The organism is Nonomuraea bangladeshensis (genome assembly GCF_039529455.1).
Classification (GTDB): Bacteria; Actinomycetota; Actinomycetes; order Streptosporangiales; family Streptosporangiaceae; genus Nonomuraea; species Nonomuraea bangladeshensis.
In genome coordinates, this window is the sequence record NZ_BAAAMV010000023.1 from 49,601 (window position 1) to 69,108 (window position 19,508).

Genomic DNA, 19,508 nt, shown 5'->3' on the forward strand with positions numbered 1-19,508 from the left:
GCACCCGGCCCGTCCCGGTGACGGCATCTCGGACCGTCACCGTCGACGGCTCCCCCGTCCACGTCCTGGAGAGCGGCACCGGGCCCGCGGTGCTGATGCTGCACGGCTCCGGACCCGGTACGACCGGATCCGGCGCCTGGGCGGCGACGGCACAGGCGCTGGGCACGTCCTGGCACCTGGTGGCTCCTGACCAGGCCGGGTTCGGCCGTACCCCGATCCCGGCCGGCTCCAGGGGCGGGCTCCGGCTGTGGACGGAGCAGGCCGCGGGCCTGATGGACGCTCTCGGTGCCGAGCGCTACGCCGTGGTGGGCCACTCCATGGGCGGCGCCGTGGCGCTGGCGTTGGCGGCCGCGCGTCCCAGGCAGGTCACCCGTGTCGTGGCGGTCTCGACGATGGGCGCCCCCGGGGCGCCGCTGTCCGCCGAGCTCGACGCGATCTGGGCCGCCCCTGCCGACCCGCTCGGGGCACGAGACATGTTGAGCCGCCTCGTCCTCGACCAGGCGCTCGTGACCGAGTCGGCCGTCGCCGCCCGTGCGGCCGCGATGCGGGCGGGGGCGGCCGCCTTCGCGTCGCTGTTCCCTCCTCCCAGGGCACGCTGGGCCGCCGACCTCACCCTCTCGGCGCGAACGCTGGCAGGGGTGCGCGCGCCCGTGCTGCTCGTCCACGGTGCCGAGGACCGGGTCACCCCGCTCGGGACGGCGGCCCTGCCCCTGCTCGAGCACCTGGCCGACGTCCGTCTGCACGTGCTCGGCCGATGCGGGCACGTGCCGGCGCTCGAACACCCGCACGACTTCAGGCGACTCCTGTCGTGCTTCCTCGGCCGGGAACGAGGTCCCTGACTCACGCCTCCTTCGTACGGCGTCGAGCAGCGGCGAGGAAGAACGGGAGCGGCCCAGCCCCAGCGAGAGGTTCGCCGAGAGCTGGGCCGATATCCGGTCGCGAGGTCACGCGCTGGTGCAGGTGTAGCCGGATGGCAGGGCCGTGTTGCCGTCGGGGCGGCTGGCCTGGAAGCCGAAGCTGGTGGTGCCGGCTCCGGGGGCCAGCGTGCCGTTATGGCTCACGCTCTTGGCCGTGACGGTCTGCCCGCTGGTGGTGACGGTGGCGTTCCACGAGCCGGTCAGCGTGTGCCCGGCCGGGAGCGTGAACGTGACCGTCCAATTGGTGATCGTCGAGGTGCTGGTGTTGGTGATGGTCAGCGGCTGGATCACATAGCCGGTGCCCCACTGGCTCTGCACGGTCGGCGTCGCCGAGCAGGCTCCGGTGGTGGTGCCGCTGGTGGTGACCTGGACGGTGTTGGACACCGGCGAGAGGTTGCCGGCGGCGTCCCGGGCGCGGACCTGGTAACGGTAGGTGGTGCTCGGGGTCAGGCCCGTGTCGCTGTACGAGGTCGTGGCCGAGGTGCCGACCTGGGCGAAGGTGCCGCCGGTGGCCCCGGGTGCGCGCAGGATGTCATAGCCGGCGACCTCCACGTCGTCAGTGGAAGCGGTCCAGGACAGATCGGTGCCGCCGGCGGTGGTGCCAGAGGCGGTCAGCCCGCCCGGGGCGGTGGGCGGCGTGATGTCGCCGCCGGTGGAGGTCGTGGTGAACGTGACCAACGCGGAGTTGGCCGACAGGTTGCCCGCGCCGTCGCGTGCCCGTACGTAGACCTGGTATTCGGTGTCGGCGCTCAGCCCGGTCAGGGTGATCGAGTTGGTGGTGGACTGGCCGAGCAGCTGGTCGGTGGCACCCTGCTCCCGGTAGACGTTGTAACCCGCCAGGCCGGAGCCGCCCTGGTCGGTGGATGCCGTCCAGGTCAGGGTGGCGCTGGTGGCGGTCACGTCGGAGACGGCGGGAGTGCCCGGAGAGGTCGGCGGAGTGGTGTCGTTCGTGCTCTGGAACTGACTGAAGAAGTTCCACACCACTGCCTTGGTCCAGGTACGTGCCCCGTCGTCAGCGGTGGACCCGTCCACTGGACCAGGGGTGTGACCCCCGTCGAACGCCGCCCACACGACCGGGTATCCGGATCGGCATCCCGAGTAGGCGGTGACGACGTGCGTCAGGCTGCCCTGTGCCGGTTCGGGCGGATTTTGGGCAGTGCACCCGTTGTTCCTGACGAACGTGTCGCGCAGCGACCGGCCCAGCGAGATGTTGAGCACGTTGTCCCTGAGGCCGTGGAGCCCGATGTAGGCGATGGGCTGGGTGCCGCCGCTGCATCCGCTGAGCTGTGCGCCGGAGTAGACCGCGACCGCGCGGAAGACCGTCGCGCGGGCGCAGGCCAGGGCGTAACTCATGCCGCCGCCGTAGCTGAAGCCTCCGGCGAACAGCTGCGTGGTGTCGACGCACAGGTCTGCTTCGATGAGCCTGATCATGTCGTCGACGAAGGTCAGGTCCTGCCCGCCGGAATTGGCCCAGCCGTTGTTCAGCCCCTGGGGGGCGACGAAGATCGCCGTGTTGTTCGCCAGCTGCCTGAGCCCGTAGTAAGACCAGGTGAATCCGCTGGTGCCGCCTGAGTCGACGTCGTTGGCGGTGCCGCCGTTCCAGTGGAACCCGAAGATCAACCGGTAGGGGTTGGTGTTGTGGTAATTGTCGGGAATTCTCAGGATGAAGGAGCGAGTCCGGCCGCCGCTCTGGATCGATTGCGTGCCACTTCTGAGTGTTGGAGTCTTGCCGCATCCTGGCGTGGCGGCGGCGGCGCTCGGCGCGCGTGACGTGGTTTCGCTGCTGCTCAGCGCCGTACCACCGCTGGCCACCGCGAGAAGCACCGCCGCGATGACAGCGGCGAGGACGGATTTAGGCCGCATCGTCACTCACCCGCCTGTGGCACCGCCGGAGGGACGGTGCCAGGGCGTCGGTTAGCGTTAACATGAGCTGGATCAATCCTCTCATCCGTGCGGAACTGGCGCCCGTTCCTGCTGCCGATGGGTGGTGGTGCGACGGAGCAAATATGAGGCGTGCAGATCCGTCAAGGCGCGGCCCGCTCCTCTGACGTGACGGGCGGCGCTCCCAATGCCGTTTTGCTGGCACGTATCGCGTCGTTCAGCCTGGAAACTATTGAAAGTTTCACGGTAAGGCTCCCAGAAAGCGGGCTCGGCTCGTCGGCCTCTGCGACGTGTGGAGGATTCAGGCCCGCGTCGAGGACGTGACGCCCGGGGAGGCGGAGTGGTGTCCTGATCCAGTGGCTTTGCACGGTGGTGAATCAGGAATTGTCAGCGCCCGTGGTGATGAACTGTTTCGTGAAGTCGGCGTCGAGGCGGTCGCCGAGCGTGACCTGGATGATCGCGGACAGAGCGAACCGTGAGCAGGGGTCACAGAAATTCACTGCGGTAGGTCGGGGCCAGCTCTGCCGCGCGGCGGCGGCGTTCCGCGAGGTCGTCCGGCGACAGCCGCGGCGGAGGCGCGTCCACGCCCGCCACGGCGTCACCGATGCGCATGAAGTACTCGTCCTGCCCGGCCGGCGTGCACATGCAGAGCATCCGGGCCGGTGCGCCCGAGACGTTGCGGAAGTTGTGCGGCGCGTTGGCCGGGATGTTGATGGTGGACCCGGCCCGCACGAGGTGCTTCTCGCCGCGGAAGGTGAATTCGATCTCGCCCTCGAGGATCGTGAACATCTCCTCGAAGTCGTGCCGGTGCGGCGGCGGGCCGCCGCCGTCGGGCACGCGCATGTCGATCAGGCAGTACGCGCCGTTGGTCTGCTCACCGGTGATCAGCATGCCGTAGGTGTTGCCTACCAGGGAGATGTAGGTCGTGGCGGGGTCGTCGGGGTTCGCCACGGTCAGCGAACGAGCGGGGTCGTCGTCGGGAATCATCGTGATCGTCTCCTGGGGTGTGCGGTGGGTTGGTTCCATCGGCCGGGCGACGAGGCGTCCCCCGGAGTTGATTCGACGGGACTGCGGGCGGGTGCCGGCCGTGCGGCATGCTGCCGAGGTGGGAGATGCGTCGGCGTGCATGAGCTGGGTGACCACGCGACCACCGGAGGCGTGCACCGCGTTGATCAATTCCTGTCAGCCCGCGATGCACGGCTGGGCTCTACAGCGACTTGAGGACGCGGATGCGGTCGGCGGTAGCGCGTTGAGCGACGTCGGCCTTGAAGGCGATCGAATCGAACTCGTGCGGGGCTCCGGGGTGCAGGTGAAACTCCACCGGGACGCCCGCGGAGCTCAGTCTGGCCGCGTACGCGAGGTCCTCATCGCGGAAGACGTCGAGCTGGCCCACCTCGATGTAGGCAGGCGGAAGGCCGGTGGCGTCCTGGAGCCGGGCCGGAGCGGCGACGGGCGGGACACCGGGTCCGCCGGCGGCCCCGCCGAGCAGCGCCGGCCACGCGGTGCGGCTGTCGTCGTAGGACCACAACGCGTACCGCTCGATGTAGGGGTCGGGGGTGGCGGGACGGTCATCGAGCATCGGCATGATCAGTATCTGGTGGGCGATCTTCGGGCCGCCGCGCTCGCGGGTCAGGATCGCCAGCGCCGCCGCCAGGCCGCCGCCGGCGCTGTCTCCCATCACTGCGATCCGGTCCTGGTCGACGCCCAGTTCGGGAGAGTGGTCGTGCAGCCAGCGCAGCGCGGCATAGGCGTCCTCGAGCGGCGTCGGGAACGGGAACTCGGGCGCGCGGCGATACTCCACCGACAACATCGGCACGCCTGAGGCCGCCACGTAACGGGCGACCGGACCGTTGAACAGGTCGATGTGACCGAAGATGTATCCGCCGCCGTGGAAGAAGACCACGGCCGAGCCCGGCGTCGCGCCGTCCTTGACGTACCAGCGCGCCGTGATCCGCGCGCCATCGGCGGCGGTCACGGTGTGGTCGGTCATCGTGACGTCGGCCGGCATGGGCTGGGCGTTGCTCGCGGCACCGATGATCGGTTCCCAGAAGGCGCGACGCCCTTCGATGTCGCCCACTTCCGGTCGTGTGGCCTCGGCCATCGCCTCAGCCATCGGGGCCAGCGCCTCGGCGATCTCGGGATCCAAAGACAAAGACATGACTGCTTCTCCTGTGAGCGGGTCAGGCGGTGGGCGCGAGGACGACGGTCTTGCCCGGTAGCTCACCCGCGCCGACTTGGGCGTGGAGTGCGGGCAGGTCGGCCAGCGCCACCCGCTGGGCGACGTCGACGCGCAGCTCACCGGTGCCGATACGAGCGACCAGGTCGGCGAGCTGGTCGGCGTCGCTTCGGACGAACAGGTCGATGCCGCGCACACTGCGCTCCTCGTCGGACGGGGCGGGCATCCAGACGGTGGTGTTGACGAGGGCGCCGCCGTCACGGACCAGCGTGACCAGCGCGGCCAGCCGTTCCGGGGCGACCGGCGCGAGGTTGAGCACGAGGTCGACCGGCTCGGTCACCGCCTCCGTCACGTCGGTGGTGGTGTGGTCGATCACCTCGTCGGCGCCTGCGGCCTTGACCCGCTCGGCGCTACGTCGGCTCGCCGTGGCGATGACGTGGGCACGGACCTCCTTGGCCAGCTGCACCGCGTATCCGCCGACCGCTCCACCGGCGCCGTTGATCAGCACCCGCTGACCGGCGGTCAGCTTGCCGTGGTCGAACAGCGCCTGCCACGCGGTCAGGCCCACCAGCGGCAACGCCGCCGCGTCGGCCAACGGGATGTTCTTGGGCGCCCCCGTCAAGATCCCCGCCGGCGCGATCACGTACTCCGCGGCCGCCCCGGGCTCCGTCATCGGCAGGAGGCCGACGACCCGGTCACCGACCGCGACGTCGTCCACGTCGTCGCCAAGCGCATCGACCGTGCCGGCGACGTCGATGCCGGGAGTGTGGGGAAGCTCGACCGGGATCGGGCCCTGCATGTATCCCGCGCGGATGTTGCCGTCGACGCCGTTGAACGACGTCGCGGCGACGCGAATCCGGACCTGACCGGCTCCGGGGGCGGGCTGGGCCACGTCCTCGTGACGCAGGACCTCAGGACCGCCGAACTCGTGGAAACGTACTGCCTTCATTGCAGAACCTGCCTCTGTGAGCGCCGTCGAGTGCTTCGAACGCGAAGCGATCCCGGCGCAGAGGTGACCCTGCGCCCTGCTTCGGGTTGCGAAGGCGTCCAGCCCCGCGTGCCCGAAGCCGCCTGGAGGCAGCCACTGGATTCGCGGTCGCTGGAGACGTCACCTAATTTCGCAGGATCCGGCGCGACTAGCCTGGGCCGGACTGGCCCACCTTGATGATGGACGGTTCTCCCCCGGCGCCGACGATCTCAGCCACACGCGCCGCATCGGCCGAGCCCGGCGCCGCGGTGAGCATCAGAGCCGCCAGATCGTCGCCCGGGATGGCGAGCAGGTTGCCGACGAGCGTGACGGAGCCGCCGTCCGGATGAATGAACGTGGCGCTGCTTTCGTAGGCCGCCACCGGTCGCGGCGCGCGCCACAAGGTGTCGAACAGGCGGCTTCGGCTCCGCATCTCGTCCACCAGCGCGGCAAGCGACGCGTCAGCGGGGTAGCGCAACAGCGCGCTCGTCAGGCGGGCGACCAGGACCGCCTGATGATCGGTCGCGTCTTCCGCAGACTGCTTGAAGCCACTGAACGGGTCGCAGAACGTACGCCAGGCGATGTTCCACTCCCACGGGTCCCCGGTGAGCTCCCAATGCCCCAGGGCCATGAACGCACTGTTCACGGCGACGAGATTCATCGCCGCGTCGGAGACGAACATCGGAGTGTCGGTGAACCGCTCCAGCAGCCGCATCGCACCCGGACCGACCTCGTTCGGCACCTGCCCGTCCGCGGCGGCGTAACCGGCCAGCGCGCAGAGCCGCTCGTACTCCGCCCGTCCGACCCGCAACGCTCGGGCGATGGCGTTCACCACCCCGGCCGACGGATGGCTGCGCCCCTGCTCCAGCCGGCGTACGTAGTCCGCGGACATCCCCGCGAGTTCGCCGAGTTCCTCCCGCCGCAACCCGCGCACCCGCCGACGGCCGATCGGCAGCCCGACAGCGGCAGGCGCCGTACTCTCCCGCAACTGGCGCACCGCGGCACCAAACTCGTGACGTTCCACAGCCCCATTGTGCCCGGACAGTCCAGGCAGCAGGTGGTGGGTGCGGTCGCACCGGCATCGCTCCGCAGCGGCAGCACGTCCCTCTGGCCGCCCGTGCCGCGAAGATCACCTCGTCGAGGGCGGGGCGAGGGGCAGCGAGCCCTGGGCCAGGCCGAGCCGCACTTCGGGCGGACGCCGGGCATCGTAGCGGCCGCGGGCGCCCTCGATGTCGTCGTGGTGCTCCACGGCCCAGTCGACCAGTCCCCAGACCCGCTCGAGCAACGTGCGGCCCAGCGGCGTCAGCTCGTAGTCGACGCGCGGCGGCACCTCGGCGTGGACGCTGCGCGTGACCAGCCCATCGCGTTCGAGCAGGCGCAGGGTGGAGGTCAGCATGCGCTGGCTGATACCGGGGACGGCGCGCCTGAGCTCGTTGAAGCGGCGCGGGCCGGCTCCGAGCTCGTTGACGACCGACAGGGTCCACTTGTCCCCCACGCGGTTCAGGATGTCGCGGACCTGGCAGGTCATCTCGTCGCGCGCCTTGAGCACGGAGCTCGCGCCGCTGGCGGGTCTGTCGGCGTGCAAGGGTTCCCTCCACTTCACCGAGGCAGGAAAAAGTGCCTACTTCCGGTAGGGATTAAGCGTTCTCAGAATGGTGCCGGTTACCAGTCGGAACCATCTCTCATCTCAGGGGATACATCATGTCCGTGCAAACTGTCGTGCCCGACGAGACGTTCGCCGCCCCCGCGCCCGCCGCGCGACTGGACCGCGCGACCGCCGCGCTGCGTGACAACGGCTTCATCGTGCACGTCGTGGACAGCGCCGCCGAGGCCCGCACTCTCGTCACCGGGCTGATCCCCGGCGACGAGAGCGTCTTCACCACCTCCAGCGAGACTCTCCGGCTGTCCGGCATCGCCGCCGATCTCGACGAGTCGGGCCGGTTCGCCTCCGTCCGGGCCGCGGCCGAGGACCCCAAGGGAGACGTGCAGGCTGTCGTCCGCCTCGGCGCCACGGCCGAGTACGTCGTGGGCAGCGTGCACGCGGTGACGGAGGAGGGCCACGTGGTCATCGCCTCGGCCAGCGGCAGCCAGCTCGCGCCGTACGCGTCGGGGGCGCGCAAGGTCGTCTGGGTGGCCGGCGCCCAGAAGGTGGTGCCGGATCTGGAGACGGCGTTGCGGCGGGTCCGCTCCTACAGCCTGCCGCGCGAGCACCGGCGCCTCCAGGAGTTCGGGCAGTCGTCGTTCATCGGCAAGATCCTCATCGTGGAGCGCGAGGCCCTGCCGGAGCGGACCACGGTCGTGCTCGTGCGTGAGCCGATCGGGTTCTGAGCGCGCACGGCGGCCCGGCCGCCCGGCGCACTCGTACGGCTGTCCCCTCCGAGGACAGCTCACCCGGACACGCGCTCGACGGCCATTCCGAAAATCCTACCTGTTTGATTGGTTATTCTGGGCGCACGAACGGTAGGAGGTCCGATGCCCAAGGCATATGTGTTCACCCAGTACGGCGGCCCGGAAGTGGAGGCGTTCGCCGAGGTCGAACGGCCGGTCCCCGGTGCCGGACAGGTCCTGGTCGCGGTACGGGCGGCCGGGGTCAATCCCGTCGACTGGAAGAGGCGGACGGGCTACCGTCCGCCGGGCGCCCCGGCCGCGGACTTCCCGGCCGTGTTCGGGGGCGAGGTCTCAGGGGTGGTCGAGCAGGTCGGGGACGGCGTCGAGGAGTTCGCGGTCGGTGACGCGGTCTTCGGCAACCCCGTCAGCGGCGGCTACGCCGAGTACGCGCTGCTTCCGGCCGGGCTGACCGCGCGCAAGCCCGACGGCCTGTCGTTCGCGGACGCGGCGACACTCCCCATCGCGGCGGCGACGGCGTACGACGGCGTGCATCAGCTGGCGCTCCCACCCGGCGCCACCTTGCTGATCACCGGCGTCGGGGGCGGGGTCGGGGTGGCGGCGGCGCAGATCGCGCAGCACACCGGTGTGAGGGTGATCGGCACCGCCGGCGCCGGCAAGAAGGACTTCGTCGAGGCGCTCGGCGCGGTCCACGTCGAGCCGGGGCCGGATGTCGCGGACCGGATCCGGGACGCCGCGCCGGAAGGCGTCGATGCGATCTTCGACCTGGTCGGCGGCAGCGCGCTGGAGGAGGTGGCCGGTGTCCTGGCGGATCGGTCGAAGCTGATCACCGCGGCCGATCGGGAGACGGTCGCGCGGCTCGGCGGCTCGCCGGTCCGGCGGGCCCGTGACCGGACGGTGCTCGACGCGGTTGCGAACCTGGCGGTGGAGGGGGTGCTACGGCCGTTCGTCACCCAGACCTTCCCCCTTGCGCAGGCACCCCAGGCGTTGCGCACGGTGGAGGGCGGCCACGCGCGCGGCAAGATCGTGATCGAGCTCGGCGCATGAGCGGTGCCCGCGCAGGGCTCCGCGGCCGGAGTCGTCGTGGGTGAGCAGGAGCCCGGCGAAGTCGTGCTCGCCACGCAGGCGGAAGCCAGGCCTGGCCACCGGACGACTCCGCGGGTCAGGCCCGCCCCCGATCGGCGAGGCCGCCCTTCGCCCCGGGAGTCAAGCCCGGCCAGGACGCGCGGCGGCACTGCGCCATGGTGATCCCATGACCAGCGAGGTCAGGTTCGAGCCCGGCCTGTACCAGGGCACCGCCGGATATTACGACCGGTTCCGGCTCCCCTATCCCGGCCCGATGCTGGCCGACCTGGCCCGCCGGGCAGCCCCGTCAGGCCGCGGACGCCTGCTCGACCTGGCATGCGGCACCGGCCAGCTCGCCTTCCCGCTGAGCGGCCTGTTCGCAGAGGTCTGGGCCGTGGACGCCGAACCCGGCATGACCGATGTGGTCCGCGCCAAGGCGCTCGCCACCGCCGCGGACCACATCCAAGCGATCACCGCGAGCGCCGAGGACCTGCGCGCCGAGCCGGGCGGCTTCGAGCTGGTCGTCATCGGCAACGCCTTCCACCGGCTCCGCCGCGAAGAGGTCGCCGAACGTGCCCGCGCGTGGCTCGGACCCGGCGGCTGCCTGGCGCTGTGCTGGTCGACCTCCCCCTGGGCCGGTCCCCGGGAATGGCAGCGGGTGCTCGCCGGCATGCTGCGCACCTGGCAGAACGCCCTCGGCGCAGCCGAGCGCGTCCCGTCCGGCTGGGATCAGGCGCGGCGGCGGCTGCCTGACCACGAGGTGCTGTCCCGCGCCGGGTTCGAGCCGGCCGGACGCCACGAGTTCCCCGTCGAGCACCGCTGGACGATCGCCGAACTCGCCGGACACGTCCGATCGACCTCGTTCCTGCCGCCCTCGGTGCTCGCCAGCCACGCCGCCGAGTTCGACGCCGGCCTCACGGCTGTGCTCAGCCGTCACACGGCCGACGGCCGTCTCACCGAAACGGTCAGTTTCGCCTATGAGCTGGCCCGCAAGCCGGATTCGGAGTGATCTCCCGCTTCCGGCACGTTGGCCGGGTCGCCACGACGGCCCGCCCCGGACGCGCAGGGCGGGCACGGCGGGCACGGCGGCCCGATCCCGGAGGCGGCTCCAGTGACGAGCACGACCGGCGCTTCCCCGTCACGAGATGATCGCCTGCGACGTCGCGGGCAGCACCGGCCCGATCGCCCGCCGGGCGCCCGGGGTGCGTCCGTGTCCCCAGCCGATCTGCCGGCGGTATCCGCCCAGCAGCCCCCGCTCGGTCAGTTCCGTCACATCGGGTGGCTCCGGGAGTGGGTGCGCGGCCGGGGCCACGTAGAGGGCGTCCACCGGGCAGTACGCCTCGCACATGAAGCATGTCTGGCAATCGCCCTGCCGTGCGATCAGCGGCACCCCGTCGTCCCCGCGCACGAACACGTCCGTCGGACAGGCCTCGATGCATTTGTCGCAGGCGATGCACCGGTCGCGCAGGACGATCTCGATCATGACGCCACCGCCAGGGGCCACCTGGTCTCCGGCAGCACCCAGATCTCGTCGAGCCCGCCGGAGATCAGCCGGTGGTGCTGGGCGGGATCGGAGCCGGGGTGGTCGGCGCGCTTGTGCATGCCGCGGCTCTCGGTCCTGGCCAGCGCGCTGGCGTACATCCACCGGGCGTGGGCCGCCATCGCGGCGGCCGAGCGGGCGCGCGCGGCGTCAGGGCCGCCGGCCCGCAGGCCCTGCCTGGCCCGCTTCCAGGTCTCGTCGAGCGCGGCCAGCGCGGGCGCGAGCCGGTCGCCGTGGCGCAGGTAGTTCTTCTCGTACGGCAGCACCTCGGCCTGGACCGCCTCGATGATCTCGCGGTGCCCTGCGCGGTCGCCGCCCGTCGGCCGCAATCCGGCGCCGCCCGCCCCGCGCACGGCTCGCGTGGCCGCCCGTGCGCCCAGAGCGCGAGCGTGACGGGCCGCGGACTGCCCCGCCCAGGTGCCGGACGACATCGCCCAGGCCGCATTGTGGCTGCCGCCGCCGGTGAAGCCACCGCAGATCGGTTCCCTGGTGGCGGCGTCGCCGGCCGCGTACAGGCCGGGGACGGAGGTGGCGCAGTCGTAGCCGGTCAGGCGGATCCCGCCGGTCCCGCGTATGCCGGAAGGACGCTGCATAGCGCTCGGCGTTGGCGACCAGCTCGTCGGTGATGCTCATCGGACCTCCCTGTACCGGTCCTCCCACCATTACCTGCAATTCCGACATGGTAAAATAGGGATTCGCGCGAAGGGTGCCCCCGCAGGCGGCGTTCTACGATGGCATGGTGAGTCATTCCGACCGGGCGGCACTGGCCCGGCTCGAGGTAGCGGTGTCGGCTGTGGTGCGGTGGAGTGAGAGCAGGCCCGTCAAGGCCGAGGTGGCACGTCGCTCGGGGTGCGATCTTTCCGGCAGCGAACTGCGCCTGCTGGAGCACTTCGACGTCGCCGAACCTATGCGCGTCTCCGACATCGCCGAGTGCCTGAACATTGACATGTCGACGGTCTCGCTACAGCTACGCAGGCTCCGCGCCGACGGCCTCGTCACACGGATCCCAGACCCGAACGACCGCAGGGTCAGCCTCATCGCCATCACCGACGCAGGCCGCGCCGCCGTGGCCCAGGTCCGCGCCACGCGGCGCGACCTGCTCCAGGACATCCTCTCCGGCACCGACCCGGCCGAGCTCGACCGAGCCGCCGACGTCCTGCTGCGAGTGCAGGAGCACATGCTCGACGGCATGCGCGCCACGCTTGGTCTCACCCATCCTCACTGACCCGGACGAACGGGACCGCTTGCGGCCCGGCCACGACAGATGCTTTGATTTCTCAAAGTAAATGAGTGGAGGGGGCTTGATGGCCACAGCAGTGATCACCGGCGGGAACGACGGCATCGGCAGGGCGCTGGCCGACACCTATCTGGAGCGCGGACACCAGGTCCTCGTCATCGGCCGCGACCGCGGGAAGGGCCAGGCCTTCCTCGACGCCGCCACCGGGCACGGCGCGGGCGACCGCGCCCGTTTCCTGCAGGCGGACCTGAGTCTCGTCACCGAGAACGAGCGTGCCCTCGCCTGGATCACCCGGAACTACCCGAGCATCGACGTCCTCGTGCTCGGCGCGCGGTACCACCGCTCGAACCGCGTGGAGACCGCAGAGGGATTCGAGAGCAACTTCGCGCTCTACTACCTCAGCCGGTTCCTGCTCAGCCACGGCCTGGTCGGGCCGCTGAGCCGGGCACCACACCCGGTCATCCTCAACTTCGGCGGAGCCGGCCAGACCGGCCCCGTACGCTGGGACGACCTGCAACTGCGGCGCGACTACCCGGGGACCGGCGCACTGGGCCACAGCGCGAAACTGTGCGATCTGCTGGGCGTCAGCTTCACGCGGATCCACCACGACACACCCATCCGGTACGTGCTCAACCATCCCGGCGTCGTCACCACCAGCTTCGCCGGCGAATACGACCAGGCAACCGCAGCCCAGATAGAACGCCTGAGAACCATCGGCAAGACCACCGCACAGGCGGTCGCACAGATCCTGCCCTACCTCGACGATCCGCCCGCGCGACTGACCGCGGTCCTGGAAGGCGAACGCGTTCCCACCGACACCGGCGCCTTCGACCCCGCGGAGGCGACCCGCCTGCACGAGATCACCCAAAAGCTCCTGGCAGGATTATCGAGCTGCCGCTCAGACCGCGGCTGTCCGCGCCGCCGGCGGCAGCGGCGGGGAGCCGGCGGCGACCAATCCGGCGATCGGTGACACCAGGGTCCTGGTGGATGGCCTGGGCACCAAGAAGCAGGCCCGCGCCGTACGCAGGAAGGCCGGCTTCCTCTTCTCCAACGCCGACTCGCAGATCATCATGCCGGCCGTCGCCGAGGACGTGGCGATCGGCCCGCGTCGGCCCGCGCGACCGCGGCCTGCCGGTCCTGCCCGATGAACACGTTCGGCGTCCACGTCCCCGGGGACAGCCTGTTGCACCGGCTGCCCGCCGGCGCGAAGTTGCTCACCCTGCTCGTCGTGATCGTCGGCGGGGTGCCGAGAGGGCAGCGCATGCCTCTCCCAGCGCGCCTGGCCGGCATCGCCTGCTGAACAGGAGCAGCACGGGGCGGCCGCTGCCGTTCCCGTTCGGCGACCCCCTCGCGGACCACGGGGATCACCTGCCGGCCGAAGTCGATGGCGTCGCCCAGGATGTCGTAGCCGCGGGCCGAGAGGATCTCGACGCCGCCTCCCTGGAGCAGATCGCCTGCGTGGCGGGAGTAGGCTCCGTCCCGATCCCGCCGCCCGGGCGGAGCGGCTGTTCCGGCTCGCCGTGGCGGGCCTGACCCGCAGGTCAGCGCAGCTCGGCGCGAATGACCGGCACCACCTCGGCGAAGAAGCGCTCCAGGTGGCCCCGCGTGGTGGCGGCGTCGGTGAAGAAGAAGCCCTCGAAGCCGACGCCGAACAGGTCGTTGCCGAAGTCGGCGTGCAGGGCGAGCAGCTTGTCGGTGATCTGCGCGGGACTGCCGATCAGCGCCGAGCCGCGGGCGACGAAGTCCTCCAGGCTGTCGTAGGAGAAGCCGTTGCTCGCGGCGACCGGTTGCCGGCGGAAGCGTTCGAACGCCGGGCGGGCCAGCTCGTAGGCGTCCTGGGAGCGGGTGGCGATCACCGGCGAGTGGGCGCCCAGCCCCAGGGGGATCGCCGCGGGGTCGTGGCCGTGGTGTGCCAGCCGCTCCCGATAGTGCCGGACCAGCTCCAGGTAGTGCGCGGCGGGCTTGAAGCCGTTGGCAGAGTACAGCGGGTCGCCGAAGGCGGCGGCCAGCTCGGTGGAGCGCCGGCTGGAGGCAGAGCCGTGCCACACGCGGGGGGCGGGCCGCTGGAAAGGGCGCGGCCGGGTCGTCACCTCGTCGAGAGGCGGGCGGAATCGTCCTGACCAGGTGACCCGCTCCTCACGCCACAGCCGCCGCAGCAGCTCGTACGCCTCGGCGAGCCGGTCCCACTGCTCCTCCTCGCGCGCCCCGAAGAGCTTCAGTGACGGCGCGTCGTTGCCCTTGCCGATGATCAGCTCCAGGCGGCCGTCGCTGAGGTGATCGAGCATGGCGTAGTCCTCGGCCACCCGCACCGGGTCGTTGAGCGACAGCACGGCCACCGTGGTGAACAGCCGGATGGTCGACGTCCGCGCGGCGATGTGCGACAGCAGCACCGCCGGGGACGGGGACAGGAACGCAGGGTTGTGCCGCTCCCCCACGCCGAAGCCGTCGTAGCCGACCCGCTCGGCCCACACGGCGAGCTCGACCGTAGCGCGTAACCGGTCGTGCTCGCTCTCCCCGGACAGCGACAGCGCCGGATCGTTCGACAACAGCGTGCTGGCGAGGAACTTCACGATCGCCCCATTTACTATAAAGTCTACCTGAAATAAGTATTATACGGAGGAGGGGCGACGGAGGACCATCCCGCTCGAAACACAGCTCCGTGCTGTGAGCTGCGGCCGATGCGACCGCAGCACCGCAGGCAGGAAGTGAGCGCGCGCCCTGCAGCGCGGTGGTCTCGGGCCTCGGCGAGCACGAGATCGACGGCGACTTCAGCGGCGACCGCAACTGCACGGATCGACGAACGCCACATCAGCAGACGTCGACGTGAAGTACCGGATCTGGGACGCAGCGATAGAGAACGTCATCCCGCGACGCCGAGCGGCACCAATCGAGCCGACTCATCATCCGTGGGTCGCGGGTTCAAGTCCCACCCTTCCTACTCACCAATACCACGTTCGACCTGGGGTTTCTCGGTTGTCGCCGGCCTCTGATCTCGCTGTTCGTCACCGCGGAGCGCCGAACTGGCGGGCCTGCGGGATGGTCGTGGTGACGTGCAGGACGACGCGGTCGGTCAGGCAGACGTGCTGGTGCGGGACGTCGCCGGGAAACCGGGCGAAGTCGCCGGCCGCCAGCTCGACCTGGTCATCGATGGGCCGGTACGGAGCCGGCCACTGATCGCATAGACGTGGTGCAACGCGCCCAGGGTGTGACCCGGCACAGGGCCGCCGGCCTTGCCGCGCTCCAGCCGCATCACGAGAGTGTGCACGTAACCGGACCCATAGGTCTGATTCAGCATGCGCTCCGACCAGCCGCCCCGCTCCTCCCACGCTGCATCACCCTGGCGTTGCACATAGACCGCGCTGCCCCACTCGGTCAGCAACTGCCGGGGCAACCCAACGGCCGCGCGGCGGAGTTGTCCACGCTGGCCGGGCGGCTCCTGTCCTGAGCCTGCAATGGGGCGGCAAACCCGGTACCTGTCTGCTGACGGAGGCATTCGGCGACCTGGCCGTACCCGAGGGGCTACAGATCGAGGATCAACGCTTCGATCTGCTGCAAGGCACACGGTGCCGCGAGTCCTCTACCGCGTTCCCCGGGGTGCCTGGCCTCGGCAGTGAGCAGTCGCAGCCGTCGACCGCAGCTAGCAGTCGCAGCTGCAGCCGTCGCAACCACAACCGCAACCGCCGTCCTCGCCCGAGCAGCAGGAACAACAATTGCCGCAGTTGCCGCAGCACTCGTAACCGGAACAGTCGAAGCGCTCGCAGCAGGAGCCTTCGCGGTCCTCGTCCCAGGCGGGCCGGTACAGGCCGCAGGTGCAGCAGGTGAACGCGGCGCACGCCAGCGACAGCAGCCCGCCGGGATCCCGCTTCGGCGGCCGTCGTCCCGGCGGTGCGCCGGGATCGCCGGGCGGGTGGCCCGGTGAGTGGCCCGGTGTATGCCCCGGTGAGTGACCGGGGCCGTGCGGTCCTGCGGCGGCTTGCGATCCGGCGGTGGCGAAGGCTCGGGAGACGGCGTTGCCGGTTTCCCGTACCAGCAGGGCGCGGGTCAGGGCCGGGCGAGGCAGGTCGAGCGCGTCCACGGCGGCGCGCAGGTCGGCGTGCGCGGCGTCGCAGTGGCGGCGCGCCTCGGCCAGGCCGGTGCCGGTGGCGGCCAGCGGGTTGTACGCCCCGGACGCCCGGTCGTCGGCCAGGTCCTCCACCGCGTCGATCAGGTGGGCCAGCCTCCCGAACCCGCGACCGGCCGCCTCCAGGGCCTCGCGGTTGTGCGGCTTGCCCGCGAGCACCCCCGTGTGCGCGAACGCCGCCGCAACGGCGTCCTCGGTGGGTCCCGTCAACTCTCGTAATCCGGGGGCCGCGCCGCTGCCCGGGGGCCTCTGGGCGGGGACGCGTTCCAGGAGGGCCTGGCGGGCGGCCGCCGCCGTCAGCGGGGTGGGGTCGAAGCCCAGCGTGCCGGCCGTGGCCGTACCGGCGGAGGACCAGCGGCCCGCCAGACGGGTGGCGCCGGCGGCCAGCGGGCGGCGGGCGTACATGCCGTCGCCGTCCGCCACGTGGTCGTTCACCTTGCCTGCCGCCAGGAGCAGCGACACCGAGGCCGCCAGCCGTACCCCCTCGGACTCCACCACGTCGGCGCCCTTGAAGCCGCGCAGCGCGCACGGGCCCGCCTTCCGGCGCGACGTGGGCGCGGACGTCTGGGCCTCGGTCAGGACGGACACGAGCAGGCCGTCATAGTTGGTCACCAGACGGGACAGGTGTCCGTGCTCGTCGCGGAGGGCCAGGCAGAGTCCGCACAAGTGGCCCATCCAGTCCGCGTAGAGCCCTTTGCACAGGACGTGCCGACACGGGCGGACAATGCCGAACATACGTCCCCTTATGATCACAACGGTGAGCCAACCGTAGCATCAGGCCGTCAACGGCCTGTCGCCGCGCATCGGTCCCGCGCCGCTCCGGCCGGCGGGTGCGCCGGGGTGGCGTCGCGGTCCTGGCCTAAACTCGTCGCCACCATGGAAGTGCCGCGCGATCTCCCCTCCCCCCTCCTCACCGCGTTCCAGGTCGTCGGCCTGCCCTGGCCGGACGTGCGGATCGCGCACTTCGACGGGGTGCTGGCCGAGCTCGGCGAGCGCCCGGAGGCGCAGCTGCTGCGTGAGCACGTCGGCAGGCTGCGGAAGATCCAGGACGCGTTCTTCGAGCACCTGCGCGAGCTGGCCGACGATCACGACGACGACCGCATGTGGCTGATCCGGCACAAGGACGAGCCCTGCGTGACCGGGATACGGGAAGACTGGGCCGAGACCGCGGCGTCGATGCCCGAGTTCCACGCGGCCATCGCGACGTTCGTCCGAGCGCTCCTGGGCGAGCCGCCCGCGGTCCCCGACTACCTGGCGGCCGTGCCCGCCTGGGTGGAGGCGCGCCCCGGACGCGGTATCCGCGACGAGCCCACCGCCGGTCGCGCCCCCGCCGCGGACGCCCTGCTGCGCTGGCGGGAGGACCCCTACGGGCCGCGGATCTGCGTGGTCACCGGCTCGCCCGCCGCCGGCAAGACCCGGCTGCTGTCCTGGTTCAGCTACTCCGGCATCTGGGACTGGTCGGGCTACCCGGGCCCCGGCGAGGCGGCGATCCGCCTGCGCGGCATGGACGTGGACGACGCCGTGGGTGAGCTGGCCGGGCAGTTCAAGCTCGACGGCGCCGACCTGGCCGCCCTCGACCGGCCCGTGCTCGTCACCGTGGCCGACGCCCACCGGAGCAACGATCCCGAGCGCGCGTTCGCCGAGCTCGTCCTTCCCCTGGCCGTCAACCCGCACGTCCGCCTGCTCGTGGAGCTCAGCCACCCGGACGCCGCGGTCGGTCTCGGCCCGCCGGCGTACGTCCTGGACCTGGACGACCCGCGGGCCACCGACCGCGCCGCCTTCACCGCCTGGTACGACGCCGAACGGGCGGAGCGCTCGCCGTTCACCGCCGGCCAGGTCTACCCGTCGCCGGGGCTCGCCGCGCTCGCCGCCCGGGCCGGGGGCGCCGACCCGGGCCCTGACCTGCCGATGGACGTACGGGTGACGCGTGCCTGGCTGGACGGTCTGTCGCCGGAGGCCCACGCCGCCGCCGGCACGCTGGCCCTCGCCTTCGCCCCGATCGGCCCGTACACGTGGCGGTTGCTGCACTGCGGCCGGCACCGCGACGATCCGGAGGCCGCCGCCCGCGGCGTGGCGGAGGCCGCGGACCGGCTGCCTCTGGCCGAGCCGCGCCTGCCCGCGTACGCCATCGGCCTGCCCTCCCTGGCCGAGGCCGTCGCCCCGCCGGCGGCGGCGCACGGGGAGCTGGCCGCCGTCATGCGCGGCTGGCCGGTCTCGGCCGAGCTGTCCCCGCCCGCGTACGTCAGCAAGCACCTGGCCCATCACGAGCGCCTGGCGGGCGGACCCGACGCCATCACCCCGCTCCCGCTCCGCCGCCCGCCGACCAGGGTCACGCGCGAGCTGCTGGAAGACCTGTACGGCCCCGAAGGCGTCGTCCGGCCGCACGACGACGAGATCCACCCCGCGATCACGCACGCGCCCACCCGCCGCTTCCTGGCCGAGGTCGGCCTGCCCGTGGACGGCCTCAACCAGCCCGGCTGGACGGGCGAGCATCGCCGCTTCGCCGAGCCCTTGACCGAGTTCTGGCCCGACAGCGTGGACGAGCTGCGCGCCTGCTCGGGCCTGCCGGACGAGCTCGGCGCGCTGTTCATGCTCGACGGGCCGGGCACCTGGTATCTCTTCCTCGACGGCCGCACCGGCGAGGTGTACGAGGCGCACGAGGAGCTGGACGCCGCCCGCGTCGCCCACCGCGACGTCGAGTCGTACGCCTACTTCGTGTACGTCATCCACCGGGAGCGCAGGCTGTGGTGCGAGGGCCGCGACGCGCACCGCGAGGCGGCCTACTGGTGCGCCGACGACCTGGCGCTGGAGCTGAACACGTACGAGCCGGAGGCCATGGCGGGCGACGACGCCCTCTGGCCGCCGACGCTGGAGGACTACACGCTCCTCACCTAGACGTCGCGCGAGTCGATCTTCGGCCGGAAGGAGGATGGACGCGTCGGAAGCGCCCCTATACAACGGAGATCGCGACGCGAGAACGCGTCGCCTCCGCCTACCGCCGATAAGGATTGCGATGACCTCCATGGCCAGACGCCTCACCATGCTGATCGCGGCAGCGGGGGTGGCCGGCGCGACTTTGGCGGCAGTGCCCGCCGGGGCCAGTGCCAGCCCCGACAGTTTCAATGACGGCATGGGGTGCTATGCCGTGTTCGACACCGTCTACAAGCGGTTCCACTCGCTGGGTTTCAACGACGACTACTCCACCAGGATGGCCGAAGCCGCCTTCAACAACTGCCAGTCCGCGACCTGACGGTCGTGT

General features: G+C 71.3%; 22 protein-coding genes. 12 read left to right on the forward strand and 10 right to left on the reverse strand.

Going from position 1 to position 19,508, the window contains the following annotated elements:
- The first annotated feature begins 17 nt into the window (after positions 1–17).
- Positions 18–839: an alpha/beta fold hydrolase gene (locus ABD292_RS46935; protein WP_344219632.1), complete on the forward strand. Its 822-nt coding sequence runs from the start codon at positions 18–20 to the stop codon at positions 837–839.
- Positions 840–944: 105 nt separating this feature from the next.
- On the opposite strand, the gene ABD292_RS46940 is transcribed toward ABD292_RS46935, so the two are convergent.
- Positions 945–2,537 (reverse strand): fibronectin type III domain-containing protein, encoded by a 1,593-nt coding sequence (locus ABD292_RS46940; protein ID WP_344219634.1) that lies wholly within the window; start codon positions 2,535–2,537, stop codon positions 945–947.
- A gap of 551 nt (positions 2,538–3,088) precedes the next feature.
- Between ABD292_RS46940 and ABD292_RS46945 the strand changes: the two genes are divergently transcribed.
- Positions 3,089–3,277 (forward strand): hypothetical protein, encoded by a 189-nt coding sequence (locus ABD292_RS46945; RefSeq protein ID WP_344219636.1) that lies wholly within the window; start codon positions 3,089–3,091, stop codon positions 3,275–3,277.
- 7 nt (positions 3,278–3,284) lie between these two features.
- Here the strand turns inward: ABD292_RS46945 and ABD292_RS46950 are convergent, their stop codons facing one another.
- The 5 genes from ABD292_RS46950 to ABD292_RS46970 all read right to left on the reverse strand — a co-directional run bounded on the left by ABD292_RS46950 (position 3,285) and on the right by ABD292_RS46970 (position 7,526).
- Positions 3,285–3,785 (reverse strand): cupin domain-containing protein, encoded by a 501-nt coding sequence (locus ABD292_RS46950; protein ID WP_344219638.1) that lies wholly within the window; start codon positions 3,783–3,785, stop codon positions 3,285–3,287.
- A 220-nt stretch (positions 3,786–4,005) separates the two neighbouring features.
- Positions 4,006–4,956 (reverse strand): alpha/beta hydrolase, encoded by a 951-nt coding sequence (locus ABD292_RS46955; protein ID WP_344219640.1) that lies wholly within the window; start codon positions 4,954–4,956, stop codon positions 4,006–4,008.
- A 22-nt stretch (positions 4,957–4,978) separates the two neighbouring features.
- Positions 4,979–5,923 carry an NADP-dependent oxidoreductase gene (locus tag ABD292_RS46960; RefSeq protein WP_344219642.1) on the reverse strand — a complete coding sequence of 315 codons (945 nt, stop codon included), beginning with the start codon at positions 5,921–5,923 and terminating at the stop codon, positions 4,979–4,981.
- Between the two features lie 187 nt (positions 5,924–6,110).
- Positions 6,111–6,965, reverse strand: a complete 855-nt coding sequence (locus ABD292_RS46965) for a helix-turn-helix domain-containing protein (protein ID WP_344219644.1) — start codon at positions 6,963–6,965, stop codon at positions 6,111–6,113.
- A 105-nt stretch (positions 6,966–7,070) separates the two neighbouring features.
- The gene (locus tag ABD292_RS46970) at positions 7,071–7,526 is read right to left on the reverse strand and encodes a winged helix-turn-helix transcriptional regulator (RefSeq protein WP_344219646.1); all 456 of its coding nucleotides are present in this window, start codon (positions 7,524–7,526) and stop codon (positions 7,071–7,073) included.
- 116 nt (positions 7,527–7,642) lie between these two features.
- Here ABD292_RS46970 and ABD292_RS46975 point away from each other — a divergent pair, with 116 nt between their 5' ends.
- The 3 genes from ABD292_RS46975 to ABD292_RS46985 all read left to right on the forward strand — a co-directional run bounded on the left by ABD292_RS46975 (position 7,643) and on the right by ABD292_RS46985 (position 10,361).
- A complete protein-coding gene (locus tag ABD292_RS46975; protein ID WP_344219648.1) occupies positions 7,643–8,269 on the forward strand; it encodes an LUD domain-containing protein in 627 nt (208 codons plus the stop codon).
- 144 nt (positions 8,270–8,413) lie between these two features.
- Positions 8,414–9,334 (forward strand): NADP-dependent oxidoreductase, encoded by a 921-nt coding sequence (locus ABD292_RS46980; protein ID WP_344219650.1) that lies wholly within the window; start codon positions 8,414–8,416, stop codon positions 9,332–9,334.
- Between the two features lie 205 nt (positions 9,335–9,539).
- Positions 9,540–10,361: a class I SAM-dependent methyltransferase gene (locus ABD292_RS46985; protein WP_344219652.1), complete on the forward strand. Its 822-nt coding sequence runs from the start codon at positions 9,540–9,542 to the stop codon at positions 10,359–10,361.
- A gap of 129 nt (positions 10,362–10,490) precedes the next feature.
- Here the strand turns inward: ABD292_RS46985 and ABD292_RS46990 are convergent, their stop codons facing one another.
- Positions 10,491–10,835, reverse strand: a complete 345-nt coding sequence (locus ABD292_RS46990; protein ID WP_344219654.1) for a 4Fe-4S binding protein — start codon at positions 10,833–10,835, stop codon at positions 10,491–10,493.
- Positions 10,832–11,485, reverse strand: coding sequence for a hypothetical protein (locus ABD292_RS46995; protein ID WP_344219656.1), 654 nt, complete (start codon positions 11,483–11,485; stop codon positions 10,832–10,834). Before ABD292_RS46995 ends, ABD292_RS46990 begins: the two co-directional genes overlap by 4 nt.
- Positions 11,486–11,598: 113 nt before the next feature.
- Between ABD292_RS46995 and ABD292_RS47000 the strand changes: the two genes are divergently transcribed.
- The 4 genes from ABD292_RS47000 (at position 11,599) to ABD292_RS47015 (ending at position 13,429) form a co-directional block, all read left to right on the forward strand.
- Positions 11,599–12,117 carry a MarR family winged helix-turn-helix transcriptional regulator gene (locus ABD292_RS47000; RefSeq protein WP_344219658.1) on the forward strand — a complete coding sequence of 173 codons (519 nt, stop codon included), beginning with the start codon at positions 11,599–11,601 and terminating at the stop codon, positions 12,115–12,117.
- 91 nt (positions 12,118–12,208) lie between these two features.
- Positions 12,209–13,099 carry an SDR family NAD(P)-dependent oxidoreductase gene (locus ABD292_RS47005; RefSeq protein WP_344219660.1) on the forward strand — a complete coding sequence of 297 codons (891 nt, stop codon included), beginning with the start codon at positions 12,209–12,211 and terminating at the stop codon, positions 13,097–13,099.
- Between the two features lie 13 nt (positions 13,100–13,112).
- Positions 13,113–13,277, forward strand: a complete 165-nt coding sequence (locus ABD292_RS47010) for a hypothetical protein (protein ID WP_344219662.1) — start codon at positions 13,113–13,115, stop codon at positions 13,275–13,277.
- Complete coding sequence (locus ABD292_RS47015) at positions 13,274–13,429, forward strand: hypothetical protein (protein ID WP_344219664.1); 156 nt, start codon at positions 13,274–13,276, stop codon at positions 13,427–13,429. Before ABD292_RS47010 ends, ABD292_RS47015 begins: the two co-directional genes overlap by 4 nt.
- 241 nt (positions 13,430–13,670) lie before the next feature.
- Here the strand turns inward: ABD292_RS47015 and ABD292_RS47020 are convergent, their stop codons facing one another.
- On the reverse strand, positions 13,671–14,699 hold the full coding sequence (locus ABD292_RS47020; protein WP_344219666.1) for an LLM class flavin-dependent oxidoreductase: 1,029 nt from the start codon (positions 14,697–14,699) through the stop codon (positions 13,671–13,673).
- Positions 14,700–15,179: 480 nt separating this feature from the next.
- On the opposite strand from ABD292_RS47020, the gene ABD292_RS47025 reads away from it, so the two are divergent.
- Positions 15,180–15,311: a hypothetical protein gene (locus tag ABD292_RS47025; RefSeq protein ID WP_344219668.1), complete on the forward strand. Its 132-nt coding sequence runs from the start codon at positions 15,180–15,182 to the stop codon at positions 15,309–15,311.
- Positions 15,312–15,766: 455 nt separating this feature from the next.
- Here the strand turns inward: ABD292_RS47025 and ABD292_RS47030 are convergent, their stop codons facing one another.
- The gene (locus ABD292_RS47030; RefSeq protein WP_344219670.1) at positions 15,767–16,984 is read right to left on the reverse strand and encodes a DUF5685 family protein; all 1,218 of its coding nucleotides are present in this window, start codon (positions 16,982–16,984) and stop codon (positions 15,767–15,769) included.
- A 141-nt stretch (positions 16,985–17,125) separates the two neighbouring features.
- Between ABD292_RS47030 and ABD292_RS47035 the strand changes: the two genes are divergently transcribed.
- Both ABD292_RS47035 and ABD292_RS47040 read left to right on the forward strand, forming a co-directional pair.
- Positions 17,126–19,144: an SUKH-4 family immunity protein gene (locus ABD292_RS47035; protein WP_344219672.1), complete on the forward strand. Its 2,019-nt coding sequence runs from the start codon at positions 17,126–17,128 to the stop codon at positions 19,142–19,144.
- 118 nt (positions 19,145–19,262) lie between these two features.
- On the forward strand, positions 19,263–19,499 hold the full coding sequence (locus ABD292_RS47040; RefSeq protein WP_344219674.1) for a hypothetical protein: 237 nt from the start codon (positions 19,263–19,265) through the stop codon (positions 19,497–19,499).
- Positions 19,500–19,508: the final 9 nt, after the last annotated feature.